17 protein-coding genes are annotated in these 18,457 nt (G+C 74.4%); 8 read left to right on the top strand and 9 right to left on the bottom strand.

Translation table 11 applies throughout. The features are described 5' to 3' along the window. Positions 1–65: 65 nt before the first annotated feature. The 5 genes from H7X46_RS26430 to H7X46_RS26410 form a co-directional block, all read right to left on the bottom strand. Positions 66–245 carry a YbdD/YjiX family protein gene (locus H7X46_RS26430; protein ID WP_186361921.1) on the bottom strand — a complete coding sequence of 60 codons (180 nt, stop codon included), beginning with the start codon at positions 243–245 and terminating at the stop codon, positions 66–68. After that, complete coding sequence (locus H7X46_RS26425; protein ID WP_222131446.1) at positions 242–2,440, bottom strand: carbon starvation CstA family protein; 2,199 nt, start codon at positions 2,438–2,440, stop codon at positions 242–244. Before H7X46_RS26425 ends, H7X46_RS26430 begins: the two co-directional genes overlap by 4 nt. A 177-nt stretch (positions 2,441–2,617) precedes the next feature. Further along, a complete protein-coding gene (locus H7X46_RS26420) occupies positions 2,618–4,441 on the bottom strand; it encodes a phosphoenolpyruvate carboxykinase (GTP) (protein ID WP_186361920.1) in 1,824 nt (607 codons plus the stop codon). Positions 4,442–4,803: 362 nt separating this feature from the next. After that, positions 4,804–5,157, bottom strand: coding sequence for a hypothetical protein (locus H7X46_RS26415; RefSeq protein ID WP_186361919.1), 354 nt, complete (start codon positions 5,155–5,157; stop codon positions 4,804–4,806). 589 nt (positions 5,158–5,746) lie between these two features. Beyond that, on the bottom strand, positions 5,747–7,324 hold the full coding sequence (locus H7X46_RS26410) for an MFS transporter (protein WP_186361918.1): 1,578 nt from the start codon (positions 7,322–7,324) through the stop codon (positions 5,747–5,749). Between the two features lie 126 nt (positions 7,325–7,450). Between H7X46_RS26410 and H7X46_RS26405 the strand changes: the two genes are divergently transcribed. Next, positions 7,451–8,023: a TetR/AcrR family transcriptional regulator gene (locus H7X46_RS26405; RefSeq protein WP_186361917.1), complete on the top strand. Its 573-nt coding sequence runs from the start codon at positions 7,451–7,453 to the stop codon at positions 8,021–8,023. A 79-nt stretch (positions 8,024–8,102) separates the two neighbouring features. Beyond that, positions 8,103–8,558, top strand: coding sequence for a hypothetical protein (locus H7X46_RS26400; RefSeq protein WP_186361916.1), 456 nt, complete (start codon positions 8,103–8,105; stop codon positions 8,556–8,558). 9 nt (positions 8,559–8,567) lie between these two features. On the opposite strand, the gene H7X46_RS26395 is transcribed toward H7X46_RS26400, so the two are convergent. Further along, on the bottom strand, positions 8,568–8,945 hold the full coding sequence (locus H7X46_RS26395; protein WP_186361915.1) for a DUF6802 family protein: 378 nt from the start codon (positions 8,943–8,945) through the stop codon (positions 8,568–8,570). Continuing rightward, on the bottom strand, positions 8,935–9,768 hold the full coding sequence (locus H7X46_RS26390) for a hypothetical protein (RefSeq protein ID WP_186361914.1): 834 nt from the start codon (positions 9,766–9,768) through the stop codon (positions 8,935–8,937). The genes H7X46_RS26395 and H7X46_RS26390 overlap by 11 nt, the downstream gene beginning before the upstream one ends. Before the next feature lie 241 nt (positions 9,769–10,009). On the opposite strand from H7X46_RS26390, the gene H7X46_RS26385 reads away from it, so the two are divergent. From H7X46_RS26385 to H7X46_RS26370, 4 genes are all read left to right on the top strand, one after another. Further along, a complete protein-coding gene (locus tag H7X46_RS26385) occupies positions 10,010–10,975 on the top strand; it encodes a glycosyltransferase family 2 protein (RefSeq protein WP_370588982.1) in 966 nt (321 codons plus the stop codon). A gap of 60 nt (positions 10,976–11,035) precedes the next feature. Continuing rightward, positions 11,036–12,040, top strand: a complete 1,005-nt coding sequence (locus tag H7X46_RS26380) for a glycosyltransferase (RefSeq protein WP_186361913.1) — start codon at positions 11,036–11,038, stop codon at positions 12,038–12,040. Continuing rightward, complete coding sequence (trmB, locus tag H7X46_RS26375; RefSeq protein ID WP_186361912.1) at positions 12,033–12,797, top strand: tRNA (guanosine(46)-N7)-methyltransferase TrmB; 765 nt, start codon at positions 12,033–12,035, stop codon at positions 12,795–12,797. Before H7X46_RS26380 ends, trmB begins: the two co-directional genes overlap by 8 nt. Positions 12,798–13,186: 389 nt before the next feature. After that, a complete protein-coding gene (locus H7X46_RS26370; protein WP_370589087.1) occupies positions 13,187–14,410 on the top strand; it encodes a nitric oxide synthase oxygenase in 1,224 nt (407 codons plus the stop codon). Here H7X46_RS26370 and paaI read toward each other — a convergent pair. Continuing rightward, positions 14,350–14,856 carry a hydroxyphenylacetyl-CoA thioesterase PaaI gene (gene paaI, locus H7X46_RS26365; RefSeq protein ID WP_370588981.1) on the bottom strand — a complete coding sequence of 169 codons (507 nt, stop codon included), beginning with the start codon at positions 14,854–14,856 and terminating at the stop codon, positions 14,350–14,352. The two genes, H7X46_RS26370 and paaI, sit on opposite strands and share 61 nt — an antisense overlap. A 65-nt stretch (positions 14,857–14,921) precedes the next feature. Here paaI and H7X46_RS26360 point away from each other — a divergent pair, with 65 nt between their 5' ends. Together H7X46_RS26360 and H7X46_RS26355 are read left to right on the top strand one after the other, a co-directional pair. Next, a complete protein-coding gene (locus tag H7X46_RS26360; protein ID WP_186361910.1) occupies positions 14,922–15,566 on the top strand; it encodes an NYN domain-containing protein in 645 nt (214 codons plus the stop codon). Continuing rightward, positions 15,566–16,897: an amidohydrolase family protein gene (locus H7X46_RS26355; protein WP_186361909.1), complete on the top strand. Its 1,332-nt coding sequence runs from the start codon at positions 15,566–15,568 to the stop codon at positions 16,895–16,897. The genes H7X46_RS26360 and H7X46_RS26355 overlap by 1 nt, the downstream gene beginning before the upstream one ends. On the opposite strand, the gene H7X46_RS26350 is transcribed toward H7X46_RS26355, so the two are convergent. Next, positions 16,894–18,105: a D-arabinono-1,4-lactone oxidase gene (locus H7X46_RS26350; protein ID WP_186361908.1), complete on the bottom strand. Its 1,212-nt coding sequence runs from the start codon at positions 18,103–18,105 to the stop codon at positions 16,894–16,896. The genes H7X46_RS26355 and H7X46_RS26350 overlap by 4 nt on opposite strands. Positions 18,106–18,457 lie beyond the last annotated feature (352 nt).

Below are 18,457 nucleotides of genomic sequence, written 5' to 3'. Positions count from 1 at the left end.
TCCGGCGTCCACCCTGAGTGACGACCCGGCAGGCAGCACTACTCCATCGGAGTGGAACCGAGATCTCAGCAGCACCGGGCGGACGGCTGCCGGTCCTGCCGGTCGGTCCGCTCCCGCCAGAACTCACGCTCGGACAGCACCGGCTCGCCGGGGTGGTGCGCGGCCCGGTGCTGCAGGTAGCGCTCGTAGTCCCGTTCCCCCGCGAGCTCGCGCAGGAACTGCCAGACCGCCCGCAGCCGGGTCATCCGGACGTCCCGGAGCCGGCGAGCTCGCGCTGCTTGGCGCGCTCCTCCTTCGTGGGGATCAGCCCGGACGGCGCCCAGAGCCGCGACTCGACGTAGGGGTCCTCCGACCCGCCACCGAGCGGACGGCCGCGCAGTGCCGCGACCCACACCCGGATCGAGTCGAGCAGCACGATGACGATCAGGATGGCGAACAGTGCGGTCAGCGCGGTGTCGAGCGTCGTGTTGAACACGACCTGCTGCATGTCCTCCACCGACTTCGCCGTGCCGAGGCTGGTCTTCCCCGCGTCCAGCGCCTCCTGGTACTGGGTGCGCTGCGCCCAGAAGCCCAGCTTCGGGTTGTCCGAGAAGATCTTCTGGTAGCTCGCGGTGAGCGTGACCGCCGCGTCGAACGCGAGCGGGACCAGCGTGATCCACGCGTACCGGGCCCGGCCGGTCTTGATCAGCAAGGTGGTGCAGACGGCCAGCGCGACCGCGGCGAGCAGCTGGTTCGCGATGCCGAACAGCGGGAAGAGCTGGTAGATGCCGCCCAGCGGGTCGTTCACGCCGGCGTAGAGCAGGTAGCCCCAGGCCCCGACGATGACGGCGCTGGCCGTCCAGGCGGCCGGGCGCCAGCTCGTGTCCTTGAAGCGGGGCCACATGTTGCCGACGGTGTCCTGCAGCATGAAGCGCCCGACCCGGGTGCCGGCGTCCACCGTGGTGAGGATGAACAGCGCCTCGAACATGATCGCGAAGTGGTACCAGAAGGCCCGCATCGCCTCGCCGCCGAAGATCTCGGAGAACACCGTCGACAGCCCCACGGCCAGGGTGGGGGCGCCGCCGGAGCGGCCGACCAGGCTCTGCTCCTCGACCGCGGCCGCAGCGGCGGTGAGGTCGGCCGGGGAGATCGTGAACCCGATCTGCTGGACGGCCGCCGACGCCGACTCGACGGTCGGGCCGAGCACCGTGCTCGGCATGTTCATCGCGAAGTACAGGCCCGGGTCCAGGATGCAGGCCGCGGCCATGGCCATGACCGCCACGAACGACTCCATGAGCATGGCGCCGTAGCCGATCACCCGGACCTGCGACTCCTTCTGGATCAGCTTCGGGGTGGTGCCCGAGGAGACGAGGGCGTGGAAGCCGGACAGCGCACCGCAGGCGATCGTGATGAACACGAACGGGAACAGCGAGCCCGCCGCGACCGGGCCGAGCCCGTCGAAGGCGAACCGGGTCAGCGGCGCCATCTGCAGCGTCGGCCAGGCCAGCAGGATCGACGCGGCCAGCAGCACGATCACGCCGATCTTCATGAACGACGACAGGTAGTCGCGCGGGGCCAGCAGCATCCACACCGGCAGCACCGAGGCGGCGAAGCCGTAGATCACCAGCGCCAGCGTCAGCTGGTTCGCGCTCAGGTGGAACACCTCGCCCCAGGACGAGTTCTGCACCCAGCCACCGGCGACGATCGCGAGCAGCAGCAGCGCGACACCGATCGCCGAGCCCTCGATGATCTTCCCTGGCCGGATGTAGCGCAGGTAGAAGCCCATGAACAGCGCGATCGGGATCGTCATCGCGAGCGAGAACGTGCCCCACGGCGAGTCGGCGAGCGCCTGGACCACGACCAGCGCCAGCACCGCCAGCAGGATGATCATGATCGCCAGCACGGCGATGATGGCCGCGACGCCGCCGACCGGTCCGATCTCCTCGCGGGCCATCTGGCCGAGGCTGCGCCCGCCGCGGCGGGTGGAGAAGAACAGCGTGACCATGTCCTGGACCGCGCCGGCGACGATCACGCCGACGATGATCCAGATCGTCCCGGGCAGGTAGCCCATCTGCGCGGCGAGCACCGGACCGACGAGCGGTCCCGCACCGGCGATGGCGGCGAAGTGGTGCCCGAACAGCACCCGGCGGTCGGTCGGCTGGTAGTCCTGCCCGTCGTCGAGCCGCTCGGCCGGGGTGGCCCGGGTGTCGTCGACCAGCAGGGCCCGGTAGGCGATGAAGCGGGAGTAGAACCGGTAGGCGATCGCGTACGACGCGACGGCGGCGAACACCAGCCAGGCCGCCGAGATCTGCTCGCCGCGGGTGAACGCGACGATCCCCCAGGCCACCGCGCCGAGCACCGCGACCGCGGCCCAGAGCGCGATCTGTTTCGGGTCCCGGCGGCGGGCGGTCGGGCCTCCGCCGCGTCCCTCGGGTTCCTTCGGCCGCTCCGTCGTGACCATCCCGCCCCCAGCTTCGTGCACCGTGCGCGACCGGCACCGGTGTGCCGATCCGGACGGGGACGTTACGGCGGGCGAACCGCCCTGTCACCGCCGCCGGGCGTGACGTTATGGAGTCTCGACACCACACGGCGGAGCCCCCGCCACCGGGCCGGGGACGGGGGCTCGCGCGGGGATCGGTCAGGCGCCGAGACGCTGCTTGAGGGCCTCGAACTCGTCGCGGACCGAGCTCGGCAGGTTGTCGCCGATCGTGGTGAACCACTCCTCGATCAGCGGGATCTCGGCCTTCCACTCCTCGACGTCGACGGCCAGCGCCGCCGCGACGTCGGCCGGGTCGGCGTCGACGCCCTCGAGGTCGATCTGGTCCGCGGTGGGCACGAAGCCGATCGGGGTCTCGACGGCGGCCGCCTTGCCCTCCATCCGCTCGATGCACCACTTCAGGACCCGGCTGTTCTCGCCGAAGCCCGGCCACAGGAACCGGCCGTCGTCGCCCCGGCGGAACCAGTTCACGTAGAAGATCTTCGGCAGCTTGCCGGCGTCGGCGCTCTTGCCGACGTTCACCCAGTGCGCGAAGTAGTCGCCGACGTTGTAGCCGAGGAACGGCAGCATCGCCATCGGGTCCCGGCGCACCTCGCCGACCTTGCCGGCCGCGGCCGCGGTCTTCTCCGAGGACATGGTCGCGCCCATGAACGTGCCGTGCTGCCAGTCGCGGGCCTCGGTGACCAGCGGGATGGTGGTCTTGCGGCGGCCACCGAACAGGATCGCCGAGATCGGGACGCCGTTCGGGTCGTCCCACTCCGGCGCGACGACCGGGCACTGCGCGATCGGCGTGGTGTAGCGGGAGTTCGGGTGGGCGGCGTTCACGCCGGACTCGGGGGTCCAGTCGTTGCCCTTCCAGTCGGTCAGGTGGGCCGGCTCGCCCTCGAGGCCCTCCCACCAGACGTCGCCGTCGTCGGTCAGCGCCACGTTGGTGAACAGCGAGTTGCCCTGCTCGATGGTGCGCATCGCGTTCGGGTTGGTCTTCCAGTTGGTGCCCGGCGCGACACCGAAGAAGCCGAACTCGGGGTTGATCGCGTAGAGCCGGCCGTCCTTGCCGAACCGCATCCACGCGATGTCGTCGCCGACGGTCTCGGCGCGCCAGCCCGGGATGGTCGGCTGCAGCATGGCGAGGTTGGTCTTGCCGCAGGCGCTCGGGAACGCGGCGGCCACGTAGTACGCCTTGTCCTCCGGGCTGATGAGCTTGAGGATCAGCATGTGCTCGGCGAGCCAGCCCTCGTCGTGGGCGATGGCCGAGGCGATCCGCAGGGCGTAGCACTTCTTGCCGAGCAGGGCGTTGCCGCCGTAGCCGGAGCCGAAGCTCCAGATCTCCCGGGTCTCCGGGAAGTGGCTGATGTATTTGGTCTCGTTGCACGGCCACGGCACGTCGGCCTGGCCGGGCTCGAGCGGGGCACCGATCGAGTGCAGCGCCTTCACCCAGCGGTCACCGGCGGCGTCGAGCAGCGGGACGACGCGCGAGCCCATCCGGGTCATGATCTTCATGGAGATCACGACGTACTCCGAGTCGGTGATCTCGACACCGAGCATCGGGTCGTCCGAGTCGGTCGGGCCCATGCAGAACGGGACCACGTACATGGTCCGGCCCCTCATCGAGCCGCGGTACAGCTCGGTCATGGTCTGCTTCATCTCGGCCGGGGCCATCCAGTTGTTGGTCGGCCCGGCGCCGCGCTCGGTCTCGGTGCAGATGAAGGTGCGCTCCTCGACCCGCGCCACGTCGTCCGGGTCGGAGGCGGCGTGGAACGAGTTGGGCTTCTTGTCCGGGTCCAGCCGCGTGAGCGTGCCGGCGTCGACCAGCTGGTCGGTCAGCCGGGTCCACTCCTCCTCCGACCCGTCGCACCACACGACGCGGTCCGGGGCGGCCAGATCGGCGATCTCCTGAACCCAGGCCACGACGCCCTGGTTCGTGGTCGGTGCGCGGTCGGTGCCCGGAACGGTCGCTGCAGTCATGTCGTCCTGTTCTCCTCGCCGGCCCCGGCCCGCCGCCCGGGGGAACCACTGCGAGCCCGTGGCCGATGCGGCCCGGGCCCAGACGGGAAAGGGTGTACGCCGAGGCTACCCGCGGAAATCGCGCCTACCCATGGCCCTTCTTGAGAGGTCAGGCACAGCACCGATCAGGTAAATCGATCCAGTACACCTTTCCCGCGGTGTGACGTCGTCGCTGGTGACGGCCTTGTCACACGAACGCAACCTGCCTGCGGTGACGGATTCGGTGATGCCCGGTGACGATACTCCGGAAATGTGCGGGCCGGCGCCGGAGAAACACTCCCTCAGGCCGGAACACTCGGATCCAATGTACTTTTCGGAAGGCCTTACGCATTCGCCGTGCGGAAGGGGGCGCGTGGCGCGACGGCCGGGGGCGGGACCGGCCGCGCGAGCTCCGGGAGCATGATCGGCAACCGGTGCGCGGTGACCTGCCAGTAGCGCGCGGTCGGGTCCGCCGCCCGCCAGGCGTCGGCGAGCCGGACGACGGCATCCGGGTCGACCCGGCGGCGCGGCCGCGGGCGCATCCCGCACCGGGCACGGATGCCGGCGTCGAGCGCCCGCCAGGCGTCCTCGGCGGTGGAGTGCACGGAGACCTCCGGCCGGGATCCGGTCGTGCTGCCGTCGTCCGCACACGCGTCACCGAGGACCAGGGTGTAGGCGCTGACCACCTCGTAGGGCACGGCACGCTCCCGTGTGACATCGGCACCGACGGCCCGGCGGGACCGTCGCGGTCACCGGTAGTGAACCAGCCGGGGGACCCCGGCCCGGCCGATCGGGGATCCGCCACGGCGGCGCGTCGCCGGAACCACCCGTCCGGGCGGGCGGACGGTCACCCGTCACCACGACGGGTGACCACCGCCGCGGACGTGCGCTGGTCGACGGCCGGGCGGCTCGGTCGAGGTGCACGTCGTCGCCGTGCTCGGGCGGAAGTGTGCTGGTCGACGGCGAAGCCGCCCCGCGCCGCAGTCGACCTGCGCGTTCCCGCCTTCGACTCGGCGGAAGGGTGCTGATCGACAGGTGGTGGCGGCTCGGGGTGCACGTTCTCGCCGCGGGTGGGGCGGATTCGTGCGGGTCGATCGGGATCGCCGGGTCGATGTGCGCGTTCCCGCCCCGGGCGGGGCGAGAATGTGTTGATCGACTGCGGGGCCGACCCGGGACGGTGGTCGAGGTGCGCGTTCCCGCCTTCGAATCGGCGGAAGGGTGCTGATCGACACGTGCTGTCGGGTCAGGTGCACGTTGTCGCCGTGGGTGGGCCGGTGCCGGCGGGCGTCAGGGACGGCGCGGGGCCGGGACCCGGGCCGCACCGGTGGCCGGCACGTCCCGGTGGGCCCGCCGCAGCCCGCGACCCGCGACCACGAGCACCACCGCGACGACGGCGGCGCCCACCCCGGCGGCGGCGCCGACCCCCGCCACGAACGCCTCCCGGGCCGACGCGACCAGCGCGTCGCCGGCCCCGCCCGGGAGCCCGGGTGCGGCGGCGAGCGCGCCGCCGGGCGTCTCCCCGGCGGAGGGCGGTGCTCCCTCGGGCACGGACACCCCGGCCCGGTAGACCGCCGACAGCACGCCCCCGACCACCGCGGTGCCGAGCACCGCACCGACCTCGTAGGCCGTCTCGGAGACGGCCGAGGCGGCCCCGGCCTTCTGCGGCGGGACGGCCGCGAGGATGGCGTCGTTGGTCACCGTCTCGGAGAGCCCGATGCCGGCACCGACCAGCACCGTGGCCGCCATCAGCAGCACGACCGCCGGCTCGGCCGGCAGGAACCCGCCGGTCACGAAACCGGCCAGGACCAGGGCCAGCCCGGCCGCGACGAGCCGGTGCAGCGGGAACCGCCGGGCGAGCCGGGCCGCGACCAGCCCGGCCACGCTCGTCACCAGGAAGCCCGGCACCAGGAACAGGCCGGCCTGCAGGGGCGAGAACCCGCCGACGAGCTGCAGGTACTGCGCCGAGAAGAACAGCAGCCCGGTCAGCCCGAACATCGTCGTCGCGTTGGCGAGTGCGCTGTGGCGCAGCACCGGCCGGGAGAAGAGGTCCAGGTCGATCAGCGGGGCCCGCCCGCTCCGGGCGCGACGCCGCGTGTGCACGACGAAGGCGACGGCCGAGCCGGTGCCCACGGACGCGGCGAGCCCGGCGGCCGAGGTGAACCCGTCGCTGCCGACCAGCTTGACCGCCAGCACCAGCGGCCCCATCGCCAGCAGCGAGAGGGCGACGCCGGCGAGGTCCGGCCGTCCGGGCCGCTCGGACCGCGACTCGGGCACCAGCACCGGCGCGACGACCAGCAGCAGCGCCATCGGCAGCACGTTCAGCAGGAAGACCGAGCCCCACCAGTAGTACTCGAGCAGCAGGCCGCCGACGATCGGGCCGAGCGCGGCACCGGCCGCGAACCCGGTCGCCCAGATCGCGAGCGCGAGCCGCCGGTGGGTGCGGTCGACGAACACGGTGCGCAGGAGCGCCAGCGTCGAGGGCATGAGCATCGCGCCGAACACCCCGAGCAGGGCACGGGCGACGACGAGCTGGGCGGCCGACGTCGCGAACGCCGCGGCCAGCGAGACCGCACCGAACCCGGCGACACCGATCATCAGCAGCCTGCGGCGCCCGACCCGGTCGCCGAGCGTGCCCATGGTGACCAGCAGCCCGGCCAGCACCAGGGGATAGACGTCCACCACCCACAGCAGCGTCGCCGCGTCCGGGCGGAGCGCGGCACTCAGCTCGGGCAGCGCCACGCCGAGCACCGTGTTGTCGATCGAGACCAGCACGGTCGGGATCGCCAGCACGGCAAGTGCGAGCCAGGCGCGGGGCCCGGGCCGGGCCGGCGCCGCGTCCCGGTGGGTGACCTCGGGCCGTGACATCACTCGTCTCCTTCGTCTCCGCGGGGAACTTGACCGTCTGGTCGGTACACCTCTAGTACCGTCCAGACGGTGCAGTTCGTTCCCGGGGGCGGCTGTGAGACCGAGCACCGCCGGTAGGCTGCGTCGATGGCCGAGCAGCGGAACGCAGGACGGTCGGCCCGCGACCGGGTGCTCGACGCGTACGAGACGGTGCTGATCGAGCACGGGCCCGGCGCCGCCACGCTGGACGCCGTCGCCGCGCGCGCCGAGGTCTCCAAGGGCGGGCTGCTCTACCACTTCGGTTCGAAGGAGGCGCTCGTCGCCGGGCTGCTCGACCGGCTGCGGGAACGCAGCACGCGCGACGCCGAGCTCATGCGCGCGGACCCGGCCGGGCCGGTGGCCTACTACCTGCGCACCTCGGTCCCCGGCGGCGAGTCGCCGGCCGGGCTCACCCGCACCTACCTGGCGACGCTGCGGATCGCCGACGGCAGCACGGCCGGCACGAACGCGCGGGACACCCTCGCCGCGGTCGACGCCGACGGGCTCGCCGCCCTCCGGGAGGAGATCGACGACCCGGTGCTGGCCTGGCTGGTGCAGCTCGTGGGCGACGGCCTCTACCTGCGCACGCTGACCGGTGCACCGCTGACCGGCGGCGTGTCCCCCGAGGAGCTGCACGACCGGCTGACCGGGCTGCTCGGTACCCGTTCCCGGGCCGGGTGAACCCGTCCCGCGCAGAGCGCGTCGAACCGGTTGCTCAGGGTAGGCTCGAACCCTGCTCACGCACGGGGAGGGGCCCACTGTGGAGGGAACCGGCACCTACCTGACGCTGGTCGTGATCGGTGTGCTGGTCACGGTCGGTGTCGGACAGATCCTGCTGCGCTCCGGGCAGCCGTTCCTCGAGGACGTCTTCCGGAACAACGAGAGTGCACACTCGGTGAACCGGCTGCTGGTGGTGCTGTTCCACCTGCTGACGCTCGGTGTCCTCGGGATGATCTCGATCATCGACGTTCCGGAGAACGCCGGGCCGGCGCAGACCATCGTGTTCAAGCTGGGCGTGGTGCTGCTGCTCGTGGGGATCGCCTACGGCATCTCCATGCTGGTGCTGCTGCGGATCCGCGAGCGGCGCCGCCAGCAGGCGGTGTCCGCCGAGATCGACGAGAAGATCGCCGAGCAGCGGCGCGGGCCCGGCCGGTTCCGCCGCGGCGGGTCCCCGGACCCGGAGCCGCGGGCGCCGTCGGAGCAGCCGGGGGACTGACCCCGGAGGTCAGCGGGTGCCGTCGAGCACGGCCGTGAGCAGGTCGTCCACCGGATCCCCGGCAGTGACGACGCGGTCGGCGAGGCCGTCGCCGTCGAGGTCGGTCCAGAACCACGTCCCGGCCGGGGTGTCGACGACCAGGGTGTCCGGCACGCCGTCGCCGTCGCCGTCCCGGGCGGCGGGCCCCGTGACCGGGACGGCCGATCCTCCACCGAGCAGGTCCTCGGGCCGGCGCGCCCGTGGGACCGCCACCGACCGCCACCAGGGTTCCGTCCCGGCCGCCGCCGTCGCGGCGGCGGTGCCGGTCGCGCCCCACGGCCAGCGGACGGGGCGCGGGTAGGGGATCGGGCGCGGATGGAGGGCCCGGCGGCCGCCGTCACCCCGCACGGCCGGTCCCGGCGGCGCGCTCGGCGTCGAGGGTCCGCCGGATCAGCTCGCGGTCCGCGGCCGCCAGCACCGCCGCCCGCACCCGCACGGCGATCGCCCGGGCCCGGGCCGCACGGACCGCCCGGAGCCGGGCCGCGATCCCGGCGCCGGCGAGCAGCACCAGGCCCGCGAGCACGAGCAGCAGGCCCGGCCCCGCGGCCGGCAGGACCCGCCCGGCACCGGCGAGGCCGGACAGCACCGACCCCGACAGCACCGACCCCGACAGCACCGGGCCGGACGCGAGACCGCCCGGCAGCACCACCGCTCCCGAGACCACTGCGCCGGTGATCCCTGCGCCCGGCACCCGGCCGCCCGCCGACCGGGCAGGACGAGCCGCCCCGCGGGCGCGACGTCCGGCGCGGGCGCGAGGCCCCGTCGGGTACGGGATGCGGCTCGCAGCGGGTGCGGTCCGGCCGGACGCGGACCGGCGCGCCCGGGCACCGCTCCGCGGCAGCGCGGCGGCGGCCGCGGCGGCGAGGACCGGCCCCGCGGACCGTGACGGAGCGTGAGTGATCTCCATCACGATCATTCTCCGGTGGAGCAACGACCGGGTGGCGGCGGTCCGGCGCAGCACCGGCCCGCAGCGGCGGTCCCAGCCGTCGTCGAACTCGCGTGCCGGGCCCTCCAGGGCCGCCGCCCACCAGGCCGGGTCGGCCACCCGGTCCGGGCACACCAGCGCGCGCTCGATCACGCCGTCCACCTGCGACGACAGCCGTTCCGCGCAGTCCATCCCGGCCAGCACCAGCCTCGACCGAAGATCACCCGCGGCGCCGTCGGATCCCATGGACCCAGTCTCGGCGGGCCCGGCCGGGCAGGGATGCGTAGGACTGCGCAAACCGGCCGGCCCGGGGCTGCCCGCCCGGCCGGCCCGGGCGCCGGATGCGGACGGATCGCCACCCGGGGCAACCCCCACGGTGTCCCGGGCGTCTGCGTTGTCGGGGCCGAGGAAGCTGCCCGACACCAGAACCGCAACCAGACCGTGACACCGTCGTTGGACGTGTAGAGCGGACCTGTATGGAGGAAGTGTGAGCGCCGTTACTCCCGCCCGCCCGGCCGTCGACCCGGACGCCGTCGCGCCTACGCGCCCGGGGCACCAGACCGGCTCCGGCGTGGGACAGACGCCCTTCCCGGCCAGCCCTGCCCGGTCGACGAACGGGTCCGCCCGTGCCCCGCAGCCGGAGGGCCCCGAGGGCTTCCGGCGGCCGCGCCCGCGGCCCGCGCCGCGGCGCAGCCCGAACCCGGCCGTGTCGGTGATCGTCCCGACCCGCAACGAGGCCCGGAACCTGGAGATCGTGCTGCCGGCCATCGCCGCGGTGCGCCCGGCCGTGCACGAGGTCATCGTCGTGGACGGCAACTCCACCGACAACACCGTCGCCGTCGCGCGCCGCACGCTGCCCTGGGCCCGGGTCATCACCCAGACCCGCAAGGGCAAGGGCAACGCGATGGCCTGCGGCTTCACCGCCGCCACCGGCGACGTCCTGGTCATGTTCGACGCCGACGGCTCGGCCGACCCGAACGAGATCCCGGCCTTCGTCGAGGCGCTGGTCGCCGGCGCCGACTTCGCCAAGGGCAGCCGGTTCCGCAAGGGCGGCGGCTCGGACGACATCACGCTGCTGCGCAAGACCGGCAACGCCGGCCTGAACGGTGTGGCGAACCGCCTGTTCGGCACCCACTACACCGACCTCTGCTACGGCTACAACGCCTTCTGGGCCGACCTGCTCCCGCAGCTCGAGCTCCCGGACCCGGGCGCGCCGCAGCCGGAGGACGGTTCGATGCTCTGGGGCGACGGCTTCGAGATCGAGACCGTGCTGAACTGCCGGGTCGCCGCGGCCGACCTCACCATCAAGGAGGTCCCGTCGGTCGAGCGAGAGCGCATGTTCGGCGAGACCAACCTGCGGACCTTCGCGGACGGCACCCGGGTGCTGCGTACCCTGATGGCCGAGCACCGTCGCATGGAGCAGCGCCGCAAGGCGTCGGGGTACGCCCGCTAGGCACCCCGGCCCGCGGGACGGCACCGCCCCCGACATCCCGGCACGAGGAGCGAGTACACCGTGAGCGCCCTGCCGACCGCCAGCGTGGTCGTCTGCGTCTACACCGAGAAGCGCTGGTACGACATCAAGGCCGCCGTCGAGTCGGTGGCCGCCCAGGACGTCACGCCGGTCGAGACGTTCGTCGTCGTCGACCACAACGAGGCGCTGCGCGAGCGCGCCGAGCGCGAGTTCGCCCCCCGCGGGGTGACGGTCCTCGCCAACGCGCGCACCCAGGGCCTGTCCGGGGCCCGCAACACCGCGGTCGCCGCCGCCACCGGTGAGGTCGTCGTCTTCCTCGACGACGACGCCGCCGCGCGTCCCGGCTGGCTGACCGCGCTGCTGGCGCCCTACGCGGACCCGGACGTCATCGGCGTCGGCGGAATCGCCCATCCGAAGTGGCCGGACGGCCGTCCGCGCACCCTGCCCGGTGCCGCGCCCGCCGACCCGGACGCCACCGGCGAGCTCGACTGGGTCGTCGGCTGCACCTACACCGGCCAGCCCACCGAGCGCGCCGAGATGCGCAACCTGATGGGCTGCAACATGTCGCTGCGCGCCGAGGTGTTCAAGCGGGTCGGCGGCTTCGCCGAGGACATGGGCCGGATCGGGAAGAACCCGCTGGGCTGCGAGGAGACCGAGCTCTGCATCCGGGCCCGGCAGGCCTACACCGCCGACGGCCGGACGCCCCGGATCCTGTTCGAGCCGAAGGCCGCGGTCGACCACCGCGTCTCCGACGACCGTGTCTCGTGGCGCTACCTGCTGCGCCGCGGCTGGGCCGAGGGCATCTCCAAGGCGGCCGTCTCCAAGGTCGTCGGCACCGGGGACTCGCTGTCCACCGAGAGCAGCTACACGATGAAGGTGCTGCCCAAGGGGGTCCTGCGGGAGGCGAAGGACCGCAACCCGGCCTCCGCCGCGGCCATCGTCGCCTGCTTCGGCGTGACCGCCGCCGGGTACGTCCGCGGCCGGCTCCCCGGCGCGACCGCGCACGTCCGGCTGCCCGCGGCCGACCCGAACACCCCCGGTGCCTGAGCTCCGCGACCGGCGGATCCGCTCCTACGTCCACCAGCGCGTCCGGTTCTCCGAGGGCCAGGAGTCGGCATGGCACCGGCTGTGGCCCGAACTCGGCCGCGAGGTCGCCGACCTGCTGCCCGGCGAGGGCGAGCCGTCCTGGGACCCGCACGCCGCGTTCGGCCGGACCGCCCCGCTGATCCTCGAGATCGGCTCCGGGATGGGCGAGACGACCGCGCTGCTGGCCGCGGCCGAGCCGGAGATCGACCACCTGGCCGTCGAGGTGTACGAGCCGGGGCTGGCGCAGCTGCTGATGCGGATCGAGCAGGCCGGGCTGACCAACCTGCGGCTGCTCCGCGGTGACGCCGTCGAGCTGCTGGAACGCGCGATCGCGCCCCGGTCGCTCGACGGCATCCGGATCTTCTTCCCGGACCCGTGGCCGAAGCGGCGGCACCACAAGCGGCGGCTGATCCAGCCCGACTTCGTCCGGCTGGCCGCGTCCCGGCTCGTCCAGGGGGGACGCCTGCACCTCGCCACGGACTGGCCGCACTACGCCGAGCAGATGCGCCGCGTGGTCACCGCGGAGCCGTCCCTGCGCCCGGACGACGCCTTCCCGGTCGGGCCGGACGGCTGGCAGCCGCGGCCCGCCTGGCGCCCGGTCACGAAGTTCGAGGACCGGGCCCAGCTGGAGGGGCGGCCGGTGCGCGACCTCCTCCACGTCGCCGACCACGGCCCCGCCGAGAGCCCACCGTCCCCGCCGGAACAGCGCTGTCGATGAACCCCCGCCCGAGTGACCCCCGAAGGACACCCGTGACGACGGCCGAGCACGACCCGGGCACGCACCCCGCCCCGCCCGCGCGGCCGGTCCGGCGACCGGCCGGTTTCCGGCCCAGCCCGACGCCCCGCCCGCGGACCGGCGCCCCACCGGGGCGGCCGTCGCCGCCGTCCGGGGGCGGTCCCGCGGACCGGACCGCGCCCACACCGGCCGAGGGCCGGGACCCCACGACCCGCGCGGTCGTCGTCGTCCCGTCGGCCGGTCGGGCCGAGGCCGGCGCCGCCGTCGACGAGCGGCCGCAGCCGGCTCACGATCACCGGGAGCAGGCCACGGTCGCCACGCCACGCCCGGAGAAGCTGACGGTCGCGGTGCCGCGGCCCGAACCGGTCACCGTGGCCAACCAGGTCGAGGCGGCGGGCGCGACGACCGCCGTCCCGGCGGCCCGGACCGGCTGCCCGGTCACCGGGTACGGCCGCTCCGGAGGCCACCCGCCGCCTCCCGGTGTCGCCGACGAGCGCCGCCCGGAGCCGGTCGACCCGGCAGCCGCGGAGGAGTTCCTGCACCAGGTGTACGCCGAGACCGAGCCGGAGACCCCGCTGGCCGAGCGACTGCGCCAGGTGCGGGCCGAGATCGACCGGTCCGGGACCTACCGGCACACCGCGCACGAGCTAGTCTTCGGGGCCCGGGTCGCGTGGCGGAACTCCGCCCGCTGCATCGGACGGCTGTACTGGCAGTCGCTGCAGGTCCGCGACCTGCGGCACCTGCACGACCCGGCGGACGTCGCCCAGGAGTGCGTCGCGCACCTGCGTGCCGCCACCCGCGACGGGAAGATCCGTTCCACGATGACGGTGTTCGCCCCGGACGCCCCCGGGCGGCCCGGCCCGCGGATCCGCAACGACCAGCTCGTCCGCTACGCCGGGCACCGCGCCGCGGACGGCTCGGTCATCGGCGACCCCGGACAGGCCGACTTCACCGACCGCGTCGCCGGCCTGGGCTGGCCGCGGCCGCAGCCGCCGGGCCGGTTCGACGTGCTGCCGCTGCTGATCACCGGCGGGGACGGCCGGTCCCGGCTCTTCGACGTCCCGCCGGACGCCGTGCACGAGGTCCCGCTGCGGCACCCGGACCACGCCTGGTTCGCCCGGCTGGGGCTGCGCTGGCACGCGGTGCCGGCGATCAGCAACATGCCGCTGGAGATCGGGGGCGTGGTGTACCCGGCCGCGCCGTTCAACGGCTGGTACCTCGACACCGAGATCGGCGCCCGCAACCTCGCCGACCGGGACCGGTACGACCTGCTCCCCGAGATCGCCGATCGGCTCGGCCTGGACACCCGCTCGGAGCGGACCATGTGGCGGGACCGGGCGCTGGTCGAGCTGGTCCGCGCGGTGACCTACTCGTTCGACGCCGACGGCGTCACGATGGCCGACCACCACACCGAGTCCGAGCGGTTCCTGCGCCACCTGGCGCGGGAGGAGGCCGCGGGGCGCAGCTGCCCGACCGACTGGAGCTGGATCGTGCCGCCGATGTCCGGCGCGCAGACCCCCGTCTTCCACCGCTACTACGACGAGCCGGACCCGGCGCTGCGACCGGCGTTCCTGGCTCCGCCCCGTGAGTGGTGAAGCGGGCCCTGACCCTGCTCACCACTCACGGGGCGCAGCCCCGGCACCTGCCGCGTCCGGCCGCGGAACTCGGCGACCACCGTGCCGTCACCGGTCCGGACGGTGACGTCGTACAACCCGGACCGCCCGGCCAGGGAGCGCTCCACCGCCTCGGCGTGCAGCACGTCACCCGTCCGGGCCGGCTGCAGGAACGCGATGTCCGCGCCGGTGGCCAGCGCGGAGATGCCGTGCGAGTTGCTCGCGTAGGCCATCGCGGAATCGGCGAGCAGGAACAGGTAGCCGCCGTGGCAGACGCCGTGCCCGTTGGCGTGCTCCTCGGCGACGGTCATCGTCGCGACGGCGCGGCCGGGACCGACCTCGGTCACCTCGACGCCGGCGGACCGCGCCGCCCGGTCGCCCGCACGCATCGTCGCTGCCGTCTCGTCCGCGATCCGCTGTTCGTCCACCTGTGAGTGGTTAGCACGGCTCAGGCCGCGCTTACCACTCACAGGGTCTGCCCTAGGCTCGCCCCATGAACAGCGGCGCGGGGCAACACGCACGGGGCGCGCCGACGGGTCCCCTGGAGCGGGTCCTGCTGGTCTGGGACGCCCCGAACATGGACATGAGCCTCGGCTCGCTGCTGGGGGCCCGGCCGACCTCGGCCTACCGGCCCCGGTTCGACGCCGTCGGCCGCTGGCTCCTGGACCTCGCCGGCCCGGACGCCGAGGCCGAGGCCTGCGTGTTCACCAACGTCGCCCCGGGCAGCATCGAGATCGTCCGCCCGTGGGTCGAGGCACTGCGCAACGTCGGCTTCGCCGTCTTCGCCAAGCCGAAGACCAGCGAGGACTCCGACGTCGACGACGACATGCTCGCCCACATCGAGCTCCGCGCGAGCGAGGGCCGGTTGCGGCACGTGGTCGTCGCGTCCGGGGACGGGCGGGCGTTCAAGGAGCCGCTGGAGAAGCTCATCGGGGACGGCGCCGACGTCACGGTGATCGGCTTCCGGGAGTACGCCGGGTTCGCGCTGTCGTCCGAGGTCATCTCGTTCCTGGACCTCGAGGACATCGAGGGCGTGTTCCGGGAGCCGCTGCCGCGGGTCTCGCTCGACACGCTGCCCGACGAGGGCGCCTGGCTGCCGCCGTTCCGGTCCCTGCGCTCCCTGCTGGACCGCCGCTGATGACGGTGCTGCAGCGGCTCACCGCCCCGGTCGCGCTGAGCTGTGCCCCGGGCTTCCCGATCGTGCGGGACGCGGTGCTCGACGTCGACGACACCGGCCGGATCGCCTGGTTCGGGCCGGCCGCGGCGGCCCCGCCGACCGACGCCGTCGTCCGGCCGCTGCCCGGCCTGCTGCTTCCCGGTCTGGTCAACACGCACTGCCACACCCCGATGTCGCTGCTGCGCGGCATGGGCGGCGACCTGCCGCTCATGCCGTGGCTGACCGACGTCATGTGGCCGGCCGAGGGCCTGCTCACCGAGTCCGACGTGCACGCCGGGATGCTCGCCGGCTGCCTCGACCTGCTGCGGACGGGCTGCACCACCAGCGTCGAGATGTACTTCTTCACCGACGCCCTGATCGACGCCGTCCGCACCGCCGGGTCCCGCGCCGTGCTCACCCCGGGGATCATCGCCGCGCCCGGCTGGGACCGGCTGGGCACCTGGGAACAGATGCGCGACGACGTCTCGGCCCGGATCGACGCGCACGGCGTGCTCCCGGACGGCGACGGCCGGATCGAGCTGGGCTACGGGCCGCACTCGGCGTACACCCTGCCGCCCGGCGCGCTGGAGACGATCGCCGCGGCCGCCCGGGAACGGGGGGCGCTGGTGCACACGCACGTCGCGGAGTCCCGCGGCGAGGACGAGCAGCTGCGGGCCGAGCACGGCTCGGTCCCGGCCATGCTGGCCGCGGGCGACGCGCTGGGCGGGCGGTTCCTGGCGGCGCACTCGGTGCACCTGTCCGACGACGACATCACCACCTACGCCCGGCACGGCGTGGCCGTCGCGCACTGCCCGGGCTCGAACGCGAAGCTCGCCGCCGGCACCGCGCGGCTGCTGGACCTGCGCCGTGCCGGGGTGCCGGTGGGGCTGGGGACCGACGGGCCGGCGTCCTGCGACGACCTGGACCTGTGGCACCAGGCCCGCCTGGCCGGGCTGCTGGCCCGGATCGGCGCCGGGGACGCCGCCGCGCTCACCGCCGCCGACGTGCTGCTGATGGCGACCGCGGACGCGGCGCACGCGATCGGGCGCGACGACCTCGGCGTGCTCGAGGCCGGCCGCCGGGCCGACGTGGTGCACGTCGACACCGACGACACCGCGTTCGTCGCCCCGGAGGACGACGCCCAGCTGGTGTCCAACCTGGTCTGGGCCGGCGGGTCGCGGCTGGTGCGCGACGTGTGGGTGGGCGGCGAGCAGGTCGTCGCCGGTGGCGAGCCGACGATGGCCGACCGGCGGGAGGCGCTCGCCTCGGTCCGCGCGATCTCCGCCCGGCTGCGCCGGGACCTGGCGGCCTAGGGACCGAGCACCGTGGCCAGGTGGGGGTCGGTGAACCGGCGGTCCGGGTCGAACCGGTCGCGGACCTCGGCGAACGCGGCCCAGCCCGGGTAGGCGACGGCGAGCTCGTCCGGGCCCCACTCGTGCCGGGTCGTCCAGCACGGGCGCCCGCCCGCGTCCTCCAGGACGGCGCAGGCGAGCCGCCGGACCGGCTCCTCGGCCGGGCCCCGGGTCCGGATCCGCAGGTATGCCGTGTCCCGACCGGACGCCGGGTGCAGGAACCCGGTCTCGGCGCGGCCGGTTCGCACCCGGACCGGGCGGAGCTCGTGCCCGCGGGCCGCCACCGCCGCACCCAGCTCGCGGAGCACCGTCCCGAGCCCCTCGCGGGGCACCGCCCACTCGGCCAGGTCCGGGTCCCACGGCTGCGGGTCCGGCAGCACCTCGTGCGGGGGTCCCGCGGTGCCGGGTGCCCAGCGCTGCGGCGGCGGCCAGGACGACCGCGACGACCACCACGACGACGCGAGCCGGGACACCGCATGGCCCCAGCCCGCCGGCTCCGGCGGGACGTCCTCGTCGGACTCGGGGTCGGCCCACCGCAGGATCGCCTGTCCGGTGTGGACCGCGACGTCGCACTCGGTCCAGGCGTGCCGGGTCAGGCGGCCGGCGCCGAGCACCTCCGCGACCGGCATCGCCTCCTCGTGCACCCGCAGCCGGCGCAGCGGGACCGTGCGCAGCACCACCGCGGTGATGACGCCGAGTGCGCCGAGCCCGCAGCGGGCGGCGTCCAGGTCCGGCCCGATGACCTCACGCACCCGGCCGCCCCCGTCGACCAGCCGGACGGCGAGGACCTGGTCGGACAGCGATCCCTCGCCGGGCGCACCGCCGTACATCCCGAGCCCGGTGGCGCCGGCGATCGTCGCGCGCGGGGCGTCCGGGACGACGGCCAGCGCCCGCCCGTCGGCGGCCAGCGCGGTGCACAGGTCGGCGACGGTCTCCCCGCCGCGGACCCGGACGGTGTCGTGGACGATCTCGGCCACCCCGGTCAGGGCGGAGGCGTCGAGCTGGACGTCGTCGGTCCGGACGAGCGGTCCCGGCGCGCCCGCCCCGGTGCCGGTCGGACGCACCGTGGCACCGCGTTCGGCGGCCCGCCGTACGGCGGTCACCACGCCGGCCTCGTCCAGCGGGCGGTCGGTACGACGCGGACCGGTCGCCGCGGCATCGGTGCTCATCACATGCAGGGTAGAGCGCGCAGCGTCACCGTGCGGATCGATTCCGTGCGGATCGACACCGGTGCGGCCGGGGCCGGCGGGGCCGGGGTGCTCCGTGTGGCGCGTGACTCGCCCGCGTCGCCCCCTTGTGACCCGGACGGCGGCCCGATACGGTCACACTCCGTGGCGATCACGTTGCGCCACCCGAGGCCGGGCCGACGCCGTCCCGCTCTCTCGACGGTCGCCTGCCCGGAACCGCGCTCCCCACGGCTCCGGGTGCCGGCGCGACCGCAACCCGGTACCACGACCGCTCCGGTCGTGTGCGCGCACGCGAGGGCCGGGACGGGTGTCGGCTCCCTCCGACCCCCGGCCC

Origin of the sequence: Pseudonocardia sp. C8, assembly GCF_014267175.1 — a bacterium.
Lineage (GTDB): Bacteria > Actinomycetota > Actinomycetes > Mycobacteriales > Pseudonocardiaceae > Pseudonocardia.
This window is presented reverse-complemented; position numbering and strand designations above follow the sequence as displayed.

Bases quoted from the DNA above. Each gene is read 5' to 3' on its own strand.
- H7X46_RS26430 (WP_186361921.1), bottom strand. From the start codon at position 245: ATGACCCGGCTGCGGGCGGTCTGGCAGTTCCTGCGCGAGCTCGCGGGG.
- H7X46_RS26425 (WP_222131446.1), bottom strand. From the start codon at position 2,440: ATGGTCACGACGGAGCGGCCGAAGGAACCCGAGGGACGCGGCGGAGGC.
- H7X46_RS26420 (WP_186361920.1), bottom strand. From the start codon at position 4,441: ATGACTGCAGCGACCGTTCCGGGCACCGACCGCGCACCGACCACGAAC.
- H7X46_RS26410 (WP_186361918.1), bottom strand. From the start codon at position 7,324: ATGTCACGGCCCGAGGTCACCCACCGGGACGCGGCGCCGGCCCGGCCC.
- H7X46_RS26405 (WP_186361917.1), top strand. From the start codon at position 7,451: ATGGCCGAGCAGCGGAACGCAGGACGGTCGGCCCGCGACCGGGTGCTC.
- H7X46_RS26390 (WP_186361914.1), bottom strand. From the start codon at position 9,768: ATGGGATCCGACGGCGCCGCGGGTGATCTTCGGTCGAGGCTGGTGCTG.
- H7X46_RS26360 (WP_186361910.1), top strand. From the start codon at position 14,922: ATGAACAGCGGCGCGGGGCAACACGCACGGGGCGCGCCGACGGGTCCC.
- H7X46_RS26355 (WP_186361909.1), top strand. From the start codon at position 15,566: ATGACGGTGCTGCAGCGGCTCACCGCCCCGGTCGCGCTGAGCTGTGCC.
- H7X46_RS26350 (WP_186361908.1), bottom strand. From the start codon at position 18,105: ATGAGCACCGATGCCGCGGCGACCGGTCCGCGTCGTACCGACCGCCCG.